Origin of the sequence: Endozoicomonas sp. ALD040 (assembly GCF_049275945.1) — a bacterium.
Classification (GTDB): Bacteria; Pseudomonadota; Gammaproteobacteria; order Pseudomonadales; family Endozoicomonadaceae; genus Endozoicomonas_A.
Genome location: NZ_CP184829.1, coordinates 3,691,182 through 3,708,538 on the forward strand (window position 1 = coordinate 3,691,182; position 17,357 = coordinate 3,708,538).

15 protein-coding genes are annotated in these 17,357 nt (G+C 46.4%); 5 read left to right on the forward strand and 10 right to left on the reverse strand.

What is annotated here, in order from left to right; all coding sequences use genetic code 11:
- Positions 1–52 precede the first annotated feature (52 nt).
- Both mpl and ACOJUN_RS13470 read left to right on the forward strand, forming a co-directional pair.
- A complete protein-coding gene (mpl, locus tag ACOJUN_RS13465) occupies positions 53–1,420 on the forward strand; it encodes a UDP-N-acetylmuramate:L-alanyl-gamma-D-glutamyl-meso-diaminopimelate ligase (protein WP_422132457.1) in 1,368 nt (455 codons plus the stop codon).
- A 67-nt stretch (positions 1,421–1,487) separates the two neighbouring features.
- Entirely contained in the window at positions 1,488–2,039 is a 552-nt protein-coding gene (locus tag ACOJUN_RS13470) for a flavin prenyltransferase UbiX (RefSeq protein WP_422137072.1), read from the forward strand.
- On the opposite strand, the gene ACOJUN_RS13475 is transcribed toward ACOJUN_RS13470, so the two are convergent.
- From ACOJUN_RS13475 to ACOJUN_RS13500, 6 genes are all read right to left on the reverse strand, one after another.
- Positions 2,036–2,896 (reverse strand): hypothetical protein, encoded by an 861-nt coding sequence (locus ACOJUN_RS13475; RefSeq protein WP_422132458.1) that lies wholly within the window; start codon positions 2,894–2,896, stop codon positions 2,036–2,038. The two genes, ACOJUN_RS13470 and ACOJUN_RS13475, sit on opposite strands and share 4 nt — an antisense overlap.
- 264 nt (positions 2,897–3,160) lie before the next feature.
- Complete coding sequence (locus tag ACOJUN_RS13480; protein ID WP_422132459.1) at positions 3,161–4,093, reverse strand: hypothetical protein; 933 nt, start codon at positions 4,091–4,093, stop codon at positions 3,161–3,163.
- A 50-nt stretch (positions 4,094–4,143) separates the two neighbouring features.
- Positions 4,144–4,449, reverse strand: a complete 306-nt coding sequence (locus ACOJUN_RS13485; protein WP_422132460.1) for a hypothetical protein — start codon at positions 4,447–4,449, stop codon at positions 4,144–4,146.
- Between the two features lie 215 nt (positions 4,450–4,664).
- Positions 4,665–5,207 (reverse strand): hypothetical protein, encoded by a 543-nt coding sequence (locus ACOJUN_RS13490; protein WP_422132461.1) that lies wholly within the window; start codon positions 5,205–5,207, stop codon positions 4,665–4,667.
- Between the two features lie 125 nt (positions 5,208–5,332).
- The gene (locus tag ACOJUN_RS13495) at positions 5,333–5,704 is read right to left on the reverse strand and encodes a c-type cytochrome (RefSeq protein ID WP_422132462.1); all 372 of its coding nucleotides are present in this window, start codon (positions 5,702–5,704) and stop codon (positions 5,333–5,335) included.
- Positions 5,705–6,078: 374 nt separating this feature from the next.
- Positions 6,079–6,651 carry a hypothetical protein gene (locus ACOJUN_RS13500; protein WP_422132463.1) on the reverse strand — a complete coding sequence of 191 codons (573 nt, stop codon included), beginning with the start codon at positions 6,649–6,651 and terminating at the stop codon, positions 6,079–6,081.
- 458 nt (positions 6,652–7,109) lie between these two features.
- On the opposite strand from ACOJUN_RS13500, the gene ACOJUN_RS13505 reads away from it, so the two are divergent.
- Positions 7,110–7,922: a hypothetical protein gene (locus ACOJUN_RS13505; protein ID WP_422132464.1), complete on the forward strand. Its 813-nt coding sequence runs from the start codon at positions 7,110–7,112 to the stop codon at positions 7,920–7,922.
- A 202-nt stretch (positions 7,923–8,124) separates the two neighbouring features.
- Here the strand turns inward: ACOJUN_RS13505 and ACOJUN_RS13510 are convergent, their stop codons facing one another.
- Both ACOJUN_RS13510 and trmH read right to left on the reverse strand, forming a co-directional pair.
- A complete protein-coding gene (locus ACOJUN_RS13510; protein WP_422132465.1) occupies positions 8,125–9,234 on the reverse strand; it encodes a polysaccharide deacetylase family protein in 1,110 nt (369 codons plus the stop codon).
- 156 nt (positions 9,235–9,390) lie between these two features.
- A complete protein-coding gene (gene trmH / locus ACOJUN_RS13515; RefSeq protein ID WP_422132466.1) occupies positions 9,391–10,074 on the reverse strand; it encodes a tRNA (guanosine(18)-2'-O)-methyltransferase TrmH in 684 nt (227 codons plus the stop codon).
- Between the two features lie 153 nt (positions 10,075–10,227).
- On the opposite strand from trmH, the gene ACOJUN_RS13520 reads away from it, so the two are divergent.
- Positions 10,228–11,481, forward strand: a complete 1,254-nt coding sequence (locus ACOJUN_RS13520) for a bifunctional DedA family/phosphatase PAP2 family protein (protein WP_422132467.1) — start codon at positions 10,228–10,230, stop codon at positions 11,479–11,481.
- Between the two features lie 58 nt (positions 11,482–11,539).
- Here ACOJUN_RS13520 and ACOJUN_RS13525 read toward each other — a convergent pair whose 3' ends face one another.
- Together ACOJUN_RS13525 and ACOJUN_RS13530 are read right to left on the reverse strand one after the other, a co-directional pair.
- Positions 11,540–13,210 (reverse strand): alpha/beta fold hydrolase, encoded by a 1,671-nt coding sequence (locus tag ACOJUN_RS13525; RefSeq protein ID WP_422132468.1) that lies wholly within the window; start codon positions 13,208–13,210, stop codon positions 11,540–11,542.
- A 199-nt stretch (positions 13,211–13,409) separates the two neighbouring features.
- Positions 13,410–14,144, reverse strand: a complete 735-nt coding sequence (locus ACOJUN_RS13530; protein ID WP_422132469.1) for an FAD-binding oxidoreductase — start codon at positions 14,142–14,144, stop codon at positions 13,410–13,412.
- A gap of 319 nt (positions 14,145–14,463) precedes the next feature.
- Between ACOJUN_RS13530 and ACOJUN_RS13535 the strand changes: the two genes are divergently transcribed.
- Positions 14,464–17,223, forward strand: a complete 2,760-nt coding sequence (locus ACOJUN_RS13535; protein ID WP_422132470.1) for a hypothetical protein — start codon at positions 14,464–14,466, stop codon at positions 17,221–17,223.
- Positions 17,224–17,357 lie beyond the last annotated feature (134 nt).

The window sequence follows — 17,357 nt, forward strand, 5'->3', positions numbered from 1 at the left end:
CCGTTTGCGGCCCTTGAAGAGCCGCCAGCGACTGACGATGAGTAAGGATGGTATGCGCATACATATTCTGGGAATCTGCGGCACATTTATGGGAAGCCTCGCCCTTCTGGCCAGGGATATTGGCATCAGGGTCAGTGGTTCCGATGAACATGTCTATCCGCCCATGAGCACACAGCTGGAAGCTGAAGGTATTCAGCTGATGCAGGGCTATCATATCGAACATCTTGACCATGAGCCTGATCTGGTCGTGATAGGGAATGCCATGAGCCGGGGGAACCCGATTGTAGAGCACGTCCTGAACAAGGGACTTGCTTATACCTCGGGTCCCCAGTTTTTTGCCGAGCACATTCTGAAAGACAAATGGGTGATGGCCGCCGCTGGTACTCATGGCAAAACCACAACCGGCAGCATGTTGGCGTGGATTCTGGAATATGCAGGCATGTCGCCGGGTTTTCTGATTGGTGGCATCCCGGCTAACTTTGGTATTTCGGCTAGAATGGGGAAGACTCCGTTTTTTGTGGTCGAAGCGGATGAGTACGATACCGCCTTCTTCGATAAACGTTCTAAGTTTGTTCACTACCATCCCCGTACAGCCATACTGAATAATCTTGAATTTGATCACGCGGATATCTTCGAAAATCTTGCCGCTATCCAGAAGCAGTTTCACCATCTGGTCAGAACAATACCGGGTGATGGCCGAATTATATCTCCGGCGAACTGCGAAGCCCTGAACCAGGTTCTGGCGATGGGGTGCTGGTCGGAACAGGAGCAGTTGGGAGTTGAGTGGACGACCCACCTGACTGCAACGGATGGCAGTGGTTTTGATGTCATCTATCAGGGCAAGGTGGTTGGCCAGGTCAACTGGTCGCATACGGGTGATCACAACGTTGCCAACGGCCTGGCGGCTATAGCCGCTGCCCGGCACGTCGGGGTGTTGCCTGCTCTGGCTTGTGAAGCACTCAGCCTCTTCAAGGGGGTCAAACGCAGAATGGAATTGCTGGCTGATATAGGTGGCATCAAAGTGTATGATGACTTCGCCCATCATCCGACGGCGATTGAAACCACTTTGAATGGCTTACGTGCCCGACATCAGAATGACCGTATTCGGGCTGTTATCGAGCCGCGCTCCAATACCATGAAAATGGGCGTTCATGGTGATGCTTTGTCGGGTTGTGTCAGGAATGCGTCTGAAGTCATCTGGTTTCAGCCCACAAATATTGAGTGGTTACAGGGTGAGTTTATTGACAAAAGCCCCGTTCCTACCCGTGTAATGTCGTCTACTGAAGAGATCATCGATTACCTGATTGAAACTTCTGAGAAGGGTGATCATCTGGTCATTATGAGTAATGGTGGCTTTGAGGGAATTCATCAGCGTCTGCTGGTGAAACTTAATAACGCGGCAGCGTCAGAAAAAGGTTAATACATTGGCTGAGAGAATTACTCTTGCTATTACCGGGGCTTCCGGGGCCCAGTATGGACTCAGGTTGATGCAGTGTCTTGTCGCTTCGGGGGCAGAGATTTTTTGCATGATTTCAAGAGCCGCAAAAGTGGTGATTGAAACGGAAACGTCTCTTCATCTGCCTGACGGCGACCGGGAAGCAGAGGCTGTCTTGATTGATTACTGCAAAGCCAGAGCCGGGCAGATCAAACTATTGGGCCATGAAGAATGGATGTCGCCCGTTGCCTCTGGCAGTGGTGCTGCCAGTAAGATGGTCGTCTGTCCCTGCAGTTCGGGCACATTGTCGTCTATAACCTATGGAGCCAGTAATAATCTGATTGAGAGAGCTGCGGATGTGGCTTTAAAAGAGCGCAGAAAGCTGGTTCTGGTGCCCAGAGAAGCACCATATTCGGAGATTCACCTTGAGAATATGCTCAAGTTGACCCGAATGGGGGCAGTGATTTTGCCTGCCTCACCCGGATTTTATAACAAACCTGAAACCATGGAAGATCTGGTGGATTTTGTGGTGGCCAGGATATTAAGCCAGCTGGACATCGAGCAGACACTGATGCCCGGGTGGGGGCAGTCGTACGTTAATTAGTTAATTTGCGACTGCAGGTTGTGAAGCCAGAGAGCCAGTGCGTCCAGATAAAGTATTATCCGGGTCCCTTCATCCGCAGTCTGAGCGGTTACTTCAGGCTGGAAAGCGTCAGGAAGCTCCTGTTTCACCACTTCCAGTTGATAGTGGGCATGGGGTTGGTCAGAAATTACCAGTGTTCTGCCGGGAGTCGGTGCTGCTTTCATCCACTGAATCAGGGTGTCCCGCGTGTTGGCTCTCTGCCAGTGATTCTGTTTCCAGACTCTGGGAGAGTCAACAAACTCTGTCGGCAGCTTTTTCATCTCCCCGGGAAGTTTCATGGTGGCAAACAGTTGCATGGCACCTTCTGTCTCTGTGATGGGGCGGGCAGTTCTGGCGCCCTTTCCCCGGGCCTGTTCACCAATACTGTTGGCAACAAGACTGTCAATATTATCGATACCCTCTTTCAGTGGACGTTGTCCTACCAGAAAAACAATTTTGTTAAACCGGACACCCTCCTGCCAGAGTTTGGCGAGGTGGTTAAGTCTTCGCTCCATTCCGGGAACCGTAGCCCCCAGGACTAAGGAGTACTCATAGTTTGTAGAGGATGGGAGTAACTCCTGAACGAAGTTGAGCGCCTTAAGGTGACCCATAACCGCCAGATGCTGGTCCGGTGTCAGGGGCAGATCCTTCATCTCCCAGCGCTCCTGACCGGGTTGTCTGCGCCACTGTTGAGAAGCAATGATCAGAGAGTCGAGGGAGTTTGTGTGAGAGATACCGACTTCGTCCATTAAAGTGGCTAAGCCCGACAGTTTCAGAGGGTTAATGACTGTGCTGTGGTCCAGAATCGAGCTGTCAGAGGCGGGGGCATGTCGGTGCATAGAGTCCTTCCATGGAATCAGTCAGAATGGGAAAAGGCAGGTGTTAAAACATTAAGTACCTAACCAGTTGGTTTCGCATATTCTGGACGGCGGCTTTTTCCATCCTTCTGCGTTCCAACTCTGGTTGCGTAGCTATGGCTACGCGCCCGTCATTGCGCCTTGAAGGATGAAAAAATCCACTCGCCAGAATATGCAAAACCAACTGGCCAGGTACTTACTAAAGCCGTAATAGAATTTTTCGGCCGGGCAGAAGAGTGATTTAGACTATTGCCTGTCAGCCTCCTGGCCTGCTTTCTGAGCGATTCTGATCTGCAGGTTGTGAAGCCAGAGGGCCAAAGCATCGAGGATCATGATGATTTGACTGTCAGGATCTGCTTGCTGGGCCGTTCCCTCGGTGATGAAGCCTTGGGGTAATTCCTGCCGGATGACCTCTTGCTGATAAAGAAGATGCGGCTGGTTTGATACGATCAGGGCAGAGCCGGGTTTGGGGTTGCTCTTTACCCAGCTTTTGAAACTGTCTCTTGTGTTGCCCCGTTGCCATCGATCGACAAGCCAGGTTCGGCTCGATGAGAAGAGTTCAACAGGAATATTTTGCATGTCATCAGGCATTTCAGTGGACATATAGACCATCCTGGCGGCTTCTTTTTCTGTTGCAGGGCGTGCCTTTTGTTTTTTATCCCTGGAAGCCTCTTTACCAATCACGTCAGAAACCAGTAATTCTGTCATGTCGATGTCGTCGTGAATGGGGCGCTCTCCGGATAAAAAAATGATCCGGTCGAAGCGAACGCCTTCCTTCCAGAGTGTGACCAGATGCTGAAAACGACTTTTCATCCGTGGTGCTGTTGCACCTAGCACCAGAGCGTAATCAAACTGTTTCTTATTGGGTTTCTGTTGATTGATTAAGCCCAGGGCTGCCAGATACTTCCTCACCTTTTTTTTCTGTTTGGCAGAAAAATTCAGGTCTGCCACTTCCCAGCGCTCCTGGCCGGGTTTTCTCCGCCACTGCTGAGTTGCTTCGACCATGGAGTTAAAATCTTTCTTGTGAGGAGTGCCCGTTTCAGAGAGCAGTGCTGACAGTGTATCAAGTTGCTGCTGGCTTAATGCAGGATCAGCAGCCAGAGTCTTGGCTGTCAGGAAGAGCGTCAGTAAAAGCCCTGATAGCTGGAGCTTATAGCGTTGATAGGAGCTGAAGTTCATGACCATTGATGGACCCGGTTAAAACACCTCAGCATAGATCAGTTTTTGATTCAATGTGGTAAAGATGGCAAAGAAGATTTCGCTACCGCATTAATCAGGCTCTGATCCAGATCGGGGAGCGCCCAGGCTTCAGGGTAGTTTTTTGAGAGTTCTGCAATCATGATCGAGTATTCTTCTGCCGGTTTATTAAGAAGGTAGGTCAGAAAGGTATAGATGCGGTTGGACATCTGATGATTAAACTGTGTCATCTGTTCTTCTGAGATAGCCCTGGTTTTTTCAGCCTCCTCCAGAACAGAGTTGCGGGTACAGTTAGCAGCAATCATCAGGGCCAGTTTTTTGACGGTATCATCATTCATGGGACTTCCTCAGCTTGTGTGTTTTCCTATCTTCAGTGTAGATCGGTTGAATTCGGTCAAAGTAAAGCGGGTTCTTATAGATCGGGTAATTGAATTTATGGTTTTGAAAGTCAATGGGGAAAAACCTCATGATTGCCTTTTGAGACCTCACTCTTGAAGCACAAAGCGTGGCATTGGCAAAATGCCACGCTATACCAAAAGCAGTTTATTGATACTTAATTATGAAAATTTTCTGCTGTCAGCTTATAAGGCTCATCAGGTTTAATATCTCCATACAGATCTTGATACCTTTGCAGTTTGGCGGCATCCTGGTTGGTCTGTTCCTGTTGTCTGGCAACGTTTGACCAGGTGCTGGTGGCGTAATAAAGCCCGACCGCACCACCCAGGCCCATGCTGAAAGCAGCACCTACCGTTGATCCAAAGAGGAAGCCTCCCGCCAATGCACCACCCATTCCCCATCGGGCGAAGGTTCCCCAGGCTTCATTGATGCGTACACAATACTGCTTGATGCTTTTCCAGGCTCTGGACGTTCCAATGGATTTGATCTTGTCCTTTATAAAGGTCGGTACTTTGATACTGTCCACAGACAGCCCCATAAAGGTTCTTTTGGCTCTGGCGCCCAATTGCTCAAGAGCTCTACCTCCAGCTCTAACCAGAGTATTAGCAGTGTCTATCGCCAGCTGATCATGCGTCCCATTAATGATCTTATGATCCTGAAACACTGGCGTTGAATGCGTTGCTTCTGTTCCGTAAGCCATGGCATACCTCCTTGATAATCCATGAGCGGGTTGGTTTTTTCACGACAGGCAGTATGACATGGGGTGAAAAGAGAGGTCACTGACGGTTCGGTCAGTGTGGCTAACATCAGGCTCTCAGAGGCTCCCTAAAAAGTATCAATGGGACACCTTTGCAGTGAGTACCATTCACTGATGGCGTCTATCTCTTCCCCGGTCAGCATCCTGGCGATATTGACCATGGGGATATGGTTGCCTCGCAGTCCATTCCGATAATCATTCAGCTGCTTCACCATATAGACTTTCTTCTGACAGGCCAGATTAGGATTAATGTCAGCAGTGCCTATGCCGTCGGGGCCATGGCATCCGGAACACAGAACCAGGGCCTTATTTTTCGCAGCTTCCAGTCTCGGAGTCATTTCAACCGGACGAAATTCAGAGCTTTTGTGCCCGGACAGGTCGCATCCGGCCAGCAGGACCGCAGAGAAGAGGCTGATGGGCAGCCAGGGCTTAATGTTCATAATGTTCCCCAAGATACCTCTCTAATGGGTCAGGCTCCTAGCTGAGGCGGTGTGTGTTGAAGGTTAGAGACCTCCGGCTACCCGGTTTAGCCGTGCCTTGCGATGACGTTAGTATTAATGACAAGAATGTGAATCTGTATGACAAAACATTAAACAATGAACTTACATTTTTGTCTAATTCACAAAACTTTAAAAAGGAGGAGTATTAAATGTCGATTTTTTGCATTACACAAAGGAATGAGAATCTACACCAAAATTTCTGAGTGGTTTTGATCTTGTTTTGTACGGCTATCGCCTGCTTCAGCTGCGCATCGCAGGGCGACGCCTCGGAACGAACCTGATCAATTGTTATGTTTGTTGTTAAGGTGGATAAATTACTTTTCAGATGAAATAGACTGTAACAAGACTATGGTTTCATAGAAATTGGTGTCGATTCCAATAAACTTGTAAAAGTCATGAAAACCTTGGTTATTGAGAAAAGTACTTAATATTTGTTCCAGTAAAAATTTGGTTCTTGCTTTCAAATCTCCTACCCCCATTGATTCATACGGACGCAGGAAATCACTCAAGCTTACACCATGCAGAGTGGTTGTACCGAACTCTGCCGCCTTTGTAGCAAACTCCTGAGGTATATGCTTATGGAAGACTTGGCTCATTGATTTTTGAAGATTCTGCACAAACACGTCTTTGGCAGATGTTGCAGAAACTTCCAGTTTAGAGTGAAGCACTGAAAAACATGCCCTGAGTTCATCAAGAGTAATGCTAAGCCCTGAAGAACTTTTTAAGTCTTCATGTTTTCCAAACTCCTCTGAGTTTGATGGAAGAGTTTTCTCCATGCCCCGATCAAAAAAATCCAATACTTTTTTCGTTTCAGATAGTAGGTCAGCATGAAGCTCTACGGAACATGTAGCTATTAAAACCAACAAACACCTTATGATCTTCATCATTGTCGTCCAACCGAGTGGTGGTTCTGCAGTATGTATAGTTGAAATTTCTGGGAAAGCATAATGCTGATTTCAGTTGCTGCACCGCAGGCTGAGCGACCTCCAAAAATCGTCAACAGGTTGGCAATCATGGGTTCCAGCTTTTTTTGCTTATTCGCCACTTCTCCATGGGTGCCACTCCTTTTACGAATGAAATGTAAATAATTTTTAAATAAGGAGATGTGTCATACCTAATCTGCTATACCTGTGGCCTCAAAATGGAAATTTTTGAAAACTTTTGAAGAGTTAGGTGCTGAATAAAATAGCTGCTTTGATACTACCGGGAATGCACAGATTATTTACTTGAACCATTACCAGTGGAATGAGGATCAATGTAAGGCCTCATATAGATATTATTGAGAATATGACATGTGATAGTCTGGGCAGTCTTAAAATTAAGATATTTGTATAAGTGTCATGCTATGAACTTAATTGAAAAATTATTGGTTGCGGTAATAGCTACTTTTCTTTTAAACGTGCAAGGTGCTGTAGCAATTAACTTAAAAGATGTTTTCAAATATGACGTGCCGCTTTTAATTATTTTAAACTATTTAAGCTGTCCAGAAGAAGTAAACCTTATTGAGGCAATTCAAGATGTAGAGGGTATGGAAAGAGCTATAGTGCTGGTAACTAATGATGTGGCCGATAAAGTTAGCCATATTGATTTTTCTTTTGTTTCAGAAACAATCTGGGTCAATGGGTTAAAAAATTGTTTGCAGGAAGATATAATTCGCCTCGATGACCAAAGTTTTACTATAAAGGGGGTACCATTGCCTGGTTTGCTTTCATATTCTCCAATTGATAAATTTGAAGTAAAACTTGTTCAGTCTGTAGTACTTTATGATTGTGAAATTAAATCATGGGTAGGAGAACAGTGGTCTATTGCAGGTCAAAGGAAAGATGGAGTTGTGTTTTTTATTGAGGGAGGGGTTGTTGACTCAACAACTTACGACACAGAAGGTACAATTCTATTAGCTCCGTCGTGGCTGGAGCTTATTAAAAATTTGGATCTTTACGATGCAATATGTCTTTTCAATGGATGTAAAATTTCCCAGGATATGCGACTTTTAATTGTTTCTTGTATAAGCTCGACATCTGATATTTCAAGAATTGTGATGAGTATCTTATGTGAAATAATTAGTGGTAAGCAAAAAGAAATTCAAGAGATTATTCGCCAGTGTAAGCTTCAAAAAACACTTGTTTCAGAGTTTCTCACACTATCCTATATAAACTAGTCATTCATTTCTTTGAATGATGAAATATAGAGTACATTACGAGTTTTTAGAAAAAACACCTCAAAGACTGCTATTGCCAAGAGACTCACTTTAATATTCATTTAATCCTGTTTCAGCCATTCAGTTAAATCAGAGTGGCTGAAACGGATTAAGCGTTTGTATCACTCTCTGTCAAAAGACAGCAAGCCCTGGTCAGGTGACTCTAATCAATGGCTTTTCCATCTTCCGTAAGGCGAAGCCATTGGTGAGAAAACCAGTAATAATGACGTCCATCCATCGAAGGGGCCGTGCAGTTATAGCGACTGCGACCAACTGGCAGTGGCGATTTTGCCTGAGTTGTGAATCGGGTTTTCTCTTTATCGAACCATTTCACTTCAACTTTGCCCTGTCCGGAGACATAACAATTGAGTTGCTGTTTCTGATAGCTGCCATCGGCCAGAGTAAGGGTTAAAGAGGGTGTCAGGTTTTTTGGATCGATGATGGCGGTATCGGGTTCCTGCTGCATCACTGGCAGGGGTCTGCTGTTAACTTTGGTTCTGAAACCACTCATATCGGAATAACTTCCGGACATAGGGAAGCGGGGCAGACGGGTAAAGTCTGATAATGGGCCAACGGCACCAGACTGCTGTCCAAATCCAATATAGCCCATCTCTTTGATCATCTTTCTCAGTTCCGGGGCTGTCTCACCGAAAGGCCAGGCCAGCATTTTCACATTCTGACCGGTTTCTTTCCTGATGCGTTGTTCGGTTTCGGTGATCTCTTTTCTGGAACGCTCGAGCCAGGCCTGATTGGATTCTCCGGGTTGCTTTTCCGGCATATGAGGGTGGTTGAGGGTGTGGTTGGCGATGGTCGCGCCTGAGCGGGTCATCTCCTGAATCTGCTGCCAGGTCAGGAAGTTGCCAAAGCCACTGTCTACTGGCTGAGTGCTGACAAAAATGGTAAAGGGCCAGCCCTTTTCTTTCAGCATTGGGAAAGCATTCTCGTAGATGTTCTTATAAGCATCATCGAAAGTGATCACTACCGTTTTATCAGGCACCGAGTCGCCATTTTGTATGGCTTTGGTGATGGCCTCTATGGGCGCTACGTTAAAGTCATTCTTATCCAGGTAATCCAGATGTTGCCTGAACATCTCTGGCGTAATACTGGTGATAGCCGGGGTCTTGTCACTGACATGATGATATTGCAGGAAAACCGCGCTATCTGCTGCCATAGCCAGTGAAGGTATGAATGCAGCTGCAGCCAGTAATCCTCTCAAGGGCAAAGAGGCAGTGCGGTTGAGTTGCCTGATGCGGGATACTATACGGGGGATCATGTAGCCTCTGTTTTTAAAGTAAGAGTGAGTAATGAGTACAAGGACTGCTTATGAAGAGTTTCAATGTTTGAAACTAAGACATTTACGGTATGTTTGGCAAGCAATGTCAGCTCATGACAAGGGACTGGCTTCAATGAGCAGAAATTGCCATAGGACTCAGGTATCAGTCCGGACCTGGGCATACCAGGAAGATGGGTCTATAAGCTGCCCGTTGTCATCCATTTGCGGGTATTTCAGCCCCCGCTGGTCACAATACCGAGCCAGTTCGGGGTATCCCCAGCGAAACAGGGTTGGGGGGTAGATCTCGGGAGGCAGGCTTGGTTTATCATACATTCCCTTTAACAGACGCTGTCTTTGAGCTTCAACCAGGATGACCGCTGCTGCTACCGAGACGTTGAAAGAAGCCACAATACCTTGCATGGGAATAATAATGTGCTGGTCAGCAAGCTCTGCTGCCTCGGTGCTGATCCCTTTTTTCTCAGCGCCCATCATTACGGCTACAGGTGAAGTGTAATCAACTTCTGAATAGGGGATTGCAGTGTTGGAAAAATGCGCAGCATAAACTTTAAAGCCGCTGGCTTTCAGTTGTGATATACCTTCCTCTACACTGCTGTGATGATGAACATTGACATATTTGTGGCTGCCAACAGTCCTGCCGCGGAAATTTCGATAGCCCATCTTTGGCTGGCTGAGATGAATATCGGGAATGCCTACTGCATCGCAGGTTCGGATAATAGCTGAAAGGTTATGGGGTTTATGAACCTGATCGGTGATTACCGTCAGGTCGGGCTGGCGTCGATCCAGAAGGTGTTTAAATTTCTTGTAACGTTCCGGTGTCATGGCTCTGCTCTCAATATTGTATTGCGTGGCATTTCTCGTAGGTATGATAGGAGTATTTTACATCAATGAATTCACCCAGGGTTATAAGCCTTCTTGCTTTGCAGGAGAACACTGGCTTCTGGCCAAAAATGATGACTCTGAAAGAGGCTTTTTGTGGAATCGGATAGCTTTGTTGCAGTGCATGAATGGCTTCAACATCACGGGTACTGGCTGGGCCCGATTATAGCATTGGCTGCTTTTGTGGAGTCGCTGGTGGCCATCGGTTTTCTCATTCCTGGTGTTGCACTGCTGTTTGCTCTTGGGGCTCTGGCTGGCAGTGGGTTGATGGAACCCTTACCCATGTTGGCCTGGGCTTTTGTGGGCGCGGCCCTGGGAGATGGTGTCAGCTTTCAGGTGGGTTATCATTTACATGGTCGAATTCGCAACTGCTGGCCATTTTCAAGGCATCCCGGTTGGCTGGAAAAAGGCGAACGCTTTTTTGAACGGTACGGTGGCTTCAGTGTTGCCCTGGGGCGTTTTATAGGCCCTATCCGTCCGGTGATTCCAGCCGTTGCCGGGATGATGGATATGCCTCCCCTGCGTTTTTATATTATCAACCTGCTCTCCACGGCGCCCTGGGCGATAGCCTACACCATGCCGGGCTATCTGACCGGTGCTGCCCTGAAGCTGGATGTGCCGCAATCCTTTTACTATCTTTTAACCGGTTTGACCGTTGTTTCGTTGTTGATTGCTTATCTGGGGCTGATTCTGGATCGCAGGTTCTACAGGAAAAAGTTGATGCTGCTGTTACCGATCAGCTTCATTGTGATAGCGCATATCAGCCTGTTACTTCTGACAGTGATGGACGTCAGTGGTCAGTTTGATGACCACAATCCCAGAATGCACTCGTTTATTGCCAGTATTTCTGTACCGATAGTTGAGTACCTGTCCGGTCTGGTGACCTGGCTGGGAAGTGCCCTTATTCTCTGGTTACCCCTGGTGTTGTTTGCTGTCTACTTTCTCTGGTGCAGGCGCTATAAAAAATTGTTGATTATGTCGACTTGCCTGGCGGGTATGGAGGCAACTCTCTGGTTGATGAAATGGGGGATTGATAAACCCAGACCAGCTGACTTTGATGGTCTGGATCAGTTTTCTTTCCCTTCCGGGCATACCACTCAGGCTACCTTTGTCTGGCTGCTGGTGACCTTATACCTGGTGGCCGCCAAGAGAGGCGTTGTTAAGTTCAGTGCCTACAGTTGTGCCATGATGATTGCCCTGATGGTGGCACTCTCGAGACTTGTGCTTGAAGCCCACTGGTTTGGAGATGTTCTGGCAGGTTTGCTGTTAGGAAGTATCTGGTTCAGTGTGGCGGTGACTGCAGAGAGAGTTTACTTTAACGAGAAAATCCCCAAGCCCCGAATATCCTGATAGAAACCGCCCGGAATGGTTCCGGGCGGTGATGTTCAGAAGAAGAAACTGTGTAGGCTCAGTTTGCCTGAAGGGTTGGAATCGTGAATGTTGATTGCTTCTGGCGACTGAACTCGAAATCAATAAAGTAATTGTCGCTTGTAGGTCTCTTATACTGAGGGTCCTTAGTATCTATAGCCAACACAACCCGGTGCCCTTCCGGTACATCGTAAGCTGTGGTGACCAGCTCGAAGGACATTTCAATTTTTTGTCCGGGTTCGGCCTGAGGCAAGGTTGATACACCGTGGGTGATCAATCTTGCATTACCCAAACTGTCCATGTCATAGAGATAGCCCACCAGTTGTGCCTTGTCATAGTGTGGTTGTACGACAAGGTTAACGGTCGGATTACCCCTTATTTTCATGACGTTCTGCAGCTTATCGGTGTTGAAATAAATGCCTCTGAAATCGGATGCGGCGTAAATGTTAGTGACGACCGGGACTTCAAGCTGTTCCAGAAGTTGTGAAAGAACAGGAATCTGGGTACTGAATAAACTACCCGTCCAGGAGTTGATAGTGTTGTCTTTTGACATCCAGAACGGTGGTTCATAGGGAAAGGTTTCCAAATCGCCGTTATCAAATGCAGACCTTGGATGAAGATAGTACTTCTGCTCTGCAGCTTCTTTTATTGGAAAACCGTCGAACCCTTCATACCGGTCCTGGAACTTTACTTTCATCTGAAACGGACTGGCCTGACTCAGTTCGTTACTTTCACCCTTCAGGTGAATGTCGAACCATTGGTAGACATTGTTCCAGATTCTGTCTTCACCAATGCCCAACAGCGGAGGCAACAGCTCTGCCGTTGCATGGGTTCCGGTCAGCAGATCTATATATTTGGGGGTACTCAGCTGACTGTACATCTCAAGCAGAGAGTTTGCCTGGAAAAGGTTATCGCCATAAGCTTTGGCAAAATAGACGGCAGTATTATTCTGATTCAGTTGCTCGACGTAGCTGATCGGAGACCTTTCATCTGCCCACTCGATAACGGCAGGTAACTGATCCAGCTTCTGGTTTTTAATGATGTTCCAGTTTTCAGCAATGATCGGATCGGGACTGCCTTGGAGGTCAGATAACAAAATCAGTAATTCTCCCCAGGCCAGTCTGGGGGTTTGATTGCCGTAGAGTGCGTCCAGCAAGCTTCCCCAGCTGCTCATGGCGGCAACGGCTTTGACCCGTTCATCCTGAGCAGCTCCGATCAGGCTGATACCTGAGCCATAAGAGATACCCGCAGTACCAACCGCATTGGGGTTTACAGGGTAGTTATTCAGTAGAAAGTCAATGACCTGACTGTAGTCGGCAATGTCTTTAGGACCAGCCGTGTCAATTTGTCCGGTAGACTCGCCAAAGCCCCGGGTAGAATAGCTAAGAACAACATATCCTCGTTCAGCCAGAGCTGCAGCCTGTTGCAGGTACTGGTACTCATTCATCCCCCAACTGTTAATAAAAACGACAGCGGGTGCAGACCCGGTGAGTTGGGTGGGCACAAAGATATTAGCGGTCAGTTCTACGCCATCATTGGTCAGAATGACAATATCATCATCGGTTGTATAGCGATCAGACTCTGGAAACTGTCCATTGTTCAGCAATCCGGCAGCGAACTGAAACAGTGGCTGTATGGATGCGAAGGAATGGAGAGGGAAGAGAGACAATGCCAGGTGAAGAACCAGCAGCTTGAGTAGCCGTTTCGACATGGAGTTACCTTTTTTATTATTTTTATATTGTTTTTTGTTGTTTTTATATTTTTTTCACCCGCAATTGAATCTCGACGATTACCGTTTCGTTTCAACGGGGTGTAACTCATCATACACAGGTTTTAAGTGGGTGTGTATTAACTTATTGGTGCTATCTAAAAACTGCAATGGGCGCCTATGGTTTCAGTCGCAAGAAGGATTAACTGGAAAAGACATACTTTTCCCGCTTGACCTGCCTTGGTCCAAAGCCCAGCTCTTTCAGTTCTGCGGAAGCATCGTCAATCATGGCAGGGTTGCCACACAGGTAAACCAGGTCTTTTTCGGGTGAAAGATTCAGTTGTGGAAACTGATTCTGAAGGTAACCAGGGTATTCGTTGGCGGAGGAGTTCAGTGACTTTTCCCTGCTATAACAGGCCCTGTATTCTATGGATTCGGATAAAGCAGCAAGGTCACGAAAATCCTGCTCGTAAATCATATCGGCCCTGTCTCTTACACCCATCAAAACAAGAATCCGAGTACCTTCACTGGCCAGTTTTTTCAGTTCAGGTACCATGGCCCGGTAAGGTGCAAGACCTGTTCCGGTACCTGCCAGTATGATGCGTCCGTCGTGTTGTTTCGGTACGGTGAGCACACCGAAAGGCCCGCCGATGGACAGTTCCAGACCCGCTTCTGCTTCACTGAACAGAGAAGAGGCAACCCCCCCTTTAACAAAGCTAATGGCTATCTCAAGCTGTTGAGAGTTTTGGAAAGACTCGGGTGAATTGGCAATGCTGTAACTTCTTTTGTAGTCCTGTCCCTGGAAGGAGAAGTGCAACTGCACAAATTGTCCGGGCTGATAGTCAAAACCGGCCTCTAACCTGAAGTCCAGTTGTACGGAGTTCTGACTGAGCTGGTGTTTGGCTGTCAGGGTTGCTGGATAGAGTGGGCGTGGCATTTCGAACTCCTTGAGCGTATTAAATAGGAACTCATTAATCTGTCTCGGGGATTTCCATTAATGTTTTAATATCAAATGAAAGTTTTTGTTTCTTGAAGAAACAGCTTCATAAGGTTCAAACTCTTTCCCGGCGCAAAAGGGAGTACCCTCGTCAAGGTTAATGCCCTGAGAGTGACTTTTCAACAGGATTCACCTCTCCACGAGGCAAATACAGATTAGCCTCATCACACATCAGAGCTTCAGAAATAAATAAAAAATTTTCAAATTTAAGGTCTACTTTTATGCCTTATCAATCACAAATCTTCAGGAAAATCCGATCATGAAAAATGCAGGGCCTCTGACTATGGTTCGCCTGTTTTTTTTGTTCATCTTGTCTGTCATTTTGCCGCTTTCTGGTCACTGTGCTTTTTATACCAGCCTGTTGAGCTGGTCGGATTGGGGAAGCTTCTCCAAAGTCACTGACACATCGGGGGAGATTAATAAACTATCGTTTAGAGATAACAAACCGCCCCTCCTTCTTACTTATGATCGCAAGGCGGTTGACGAGAACGCTAAAACAGTTTCTCAATTGGCGAACAATCAGCTTTATGTCATCCTTGATAGTCAACCGGGCGATCAATTTAATTTTTGTTTCAGGACGCCCCCCGTATTGTCGACAGGAAATTATCCCACCCCGCCGGTCATTAAAAAGCCTGTAACGGGTCAGGGTATGCCAGATATACAAAATGGGAGCGTGATACGGGTTGCATCGACACCTGACAGTGTTCGCTGGCAGCATGAGTACTCGGTCAGATGGCGTTTACCGGCTGGTCATCAATCGTTGGTTTTGACCATTGAAGATAACGAGAATGGATGGGTTATAGAACCGCAATGCAGCGGTCTTTTTTCAGAAAGCGCTGCTTTACCTTCGTCATCAGGCATTGATACGTCAGCTAACAAAAAAACATCATTTGTCGATATTTTTTACCGCAATAAACAAGCTGTAAAAAATGGGCCTGGTCATTCTGACGTCAGCAGCCGTTTCAGTGGTATACCCGGAGCCGCTGATACTGCCGATAACAGCAAACCCTATACAAGCTCTGGTGGTGGCGGTGTTGGCAGCAACGATGATTTAGACGATTTATTCAAAAAAAGGCCGGGCAGTGGGATGGGCCCTCTTTACTCCTTTGAATGGACCAGTGAGCATGTCAGCAGAATGACCCTGATACCCGGCACTGACGGCCAGACCGTAAAAAAACAGATTTGGGATACCCGGATTGTGCTCAAAATAAAGCAGGGTTGGAATGAGCAGGCAATCATTATTTCGCAGGAACTTTGGGATAAAATAAGAGGTGCAAATCTTGAAAGGAGTTCAGGGCTTTTTCTGGCATTGTCCAGAAATCCCGATAATCCGGAGGCCGTATTTGATCATTACCAGAACAGTAACCTGTCACAACCGTTACAAACAGCAGACTACCGTCGTTATGCGCAGCAAGAGTTCATTTTCAGTCCCAAACAATTACTCAGCGTGTCCGTTTTTCCGGGCTACGTCCCTACAGGGATCGGCCATTCTGGAGGAACCACTCAGGCTGGAAAGCAAACGGCCAACGTTGGACCACCCTCTTACGCCCAGTATCAACGAGAGTATGGTCGTCAAAATCGAGGCAGCCGCAGTGGCAGTGAGAGTGATGGAGATGATGGGTCAGGTGGGTCATCAGACAATGGTTTATGCCTGATTTGTAATAAACCTGTACTTGCCTTCGATAAATGCAAAGAATGTCTGGATCGTGAATCCAGTGAACTTGAGCAGGAACCGACTAAAGAACAGCTCCCTGCAACAGGGCAGGATAAGGAAGTACCTGGGTCAGGAAACATTTTCGCTGAGCAGGAATCGACGGAAGAGCTGTCTGCTGCAACAGGACAAGACAGTGAAGAACCTGTGTCAGGCACAGAAGAGGCTGATCCTTCAGCAATCTACGTATTTGAATGGTTCAAAACGTTGGATTCAGATGGAAGGCAGAGAGATGATTGTTTTCGCATTAATGATAACTATAAGCTCCCGGAACTTTATAGACTTTTAACGCAAAGTTTTGTATCAGATAAAAATGCGCTAAGTAAATTTCATTCGAAATGGGTTAAATTTTTAAATGGCAGTATGTGTCTTTACCACCTTGTTTCAGAAGTCGGTGAATTGGCAAAATCCCAGGGAATTGAAGATTATGTAGAGGTGACAAGAATTGTCAAAGCACTTGCTATTCACAGGGATGTGTTTGAGAACGAAACCAGTTGGAAACAATTCAGAAACGAATTGCTGGACTACTTGACGACTAATAATCTTTTGGCTTCTGATGACCCGGGCAAAGTTTTTTATTCCGGATTAGATCAGAGAGAGAAATCAGAATTAATTAATTTTATCTTTGAAATATTTTCTGAAGCGAGTTTGTGGCTAAACGATGAAAAAGTCCCATCAAGGTTTGTAACAATAGCAATGCTAAATAAATTAGCTAGAGATGTTTATGCCAAGTATGGTTTTGGTCTTCCGGATACGGATATGGATTATGAGAACTTATCAGGAATTATTATGTGGGGCTGTGCGAGTTTTGGACGATATTCTTTTATTACTCGATATAACAGGAAATATTTAGGTAGACATGCCAGTGAAACACTTCATTTTACGGGGTTAAGAGTTACTAGCGATGAAAATGATGATTTTATAGATGTTGAAGCTATGTATACTGCAATGGTTCTTATAAGATCAATGCACGGACAGCGTTTAAGAGATATGTTTCCTGAGCATGTCAGTTTTGCTGAAGGTGTACCCAGTGAGCAACTTGAGCTTTTAGAAAACTTTAGCATTAAAGCCAACGAACAGCTTGTTAAGCTTCTGGAAGCTGCTGAGCCAGAAAAAAAAGACAAATTTATACATAGTATGTTTTTGATCTTTGGTATGGTTCCCAGAGAACTATCTAATGAGCTATCAGATCCCGAAACTGTTCCGTCAACCCAAGCCGTTGCATACGCCACCGCACATCTAACTTTGGATTCTACCGTTGCAGAGGATGAACTCCTGAGTATTGGTTCTAAGCCAGGCATTGATTGACAAAAATTTGCCAAAAATACCGGTGTTCTTAGTGAAAAACAGCTAAGAGATATTGATGCTGAAAACGTCGGGTTTGATGATAAGGTAAAGGCGATGATGAAAAAATGGAAAAGAATGAAAGGCCCGATTACCTT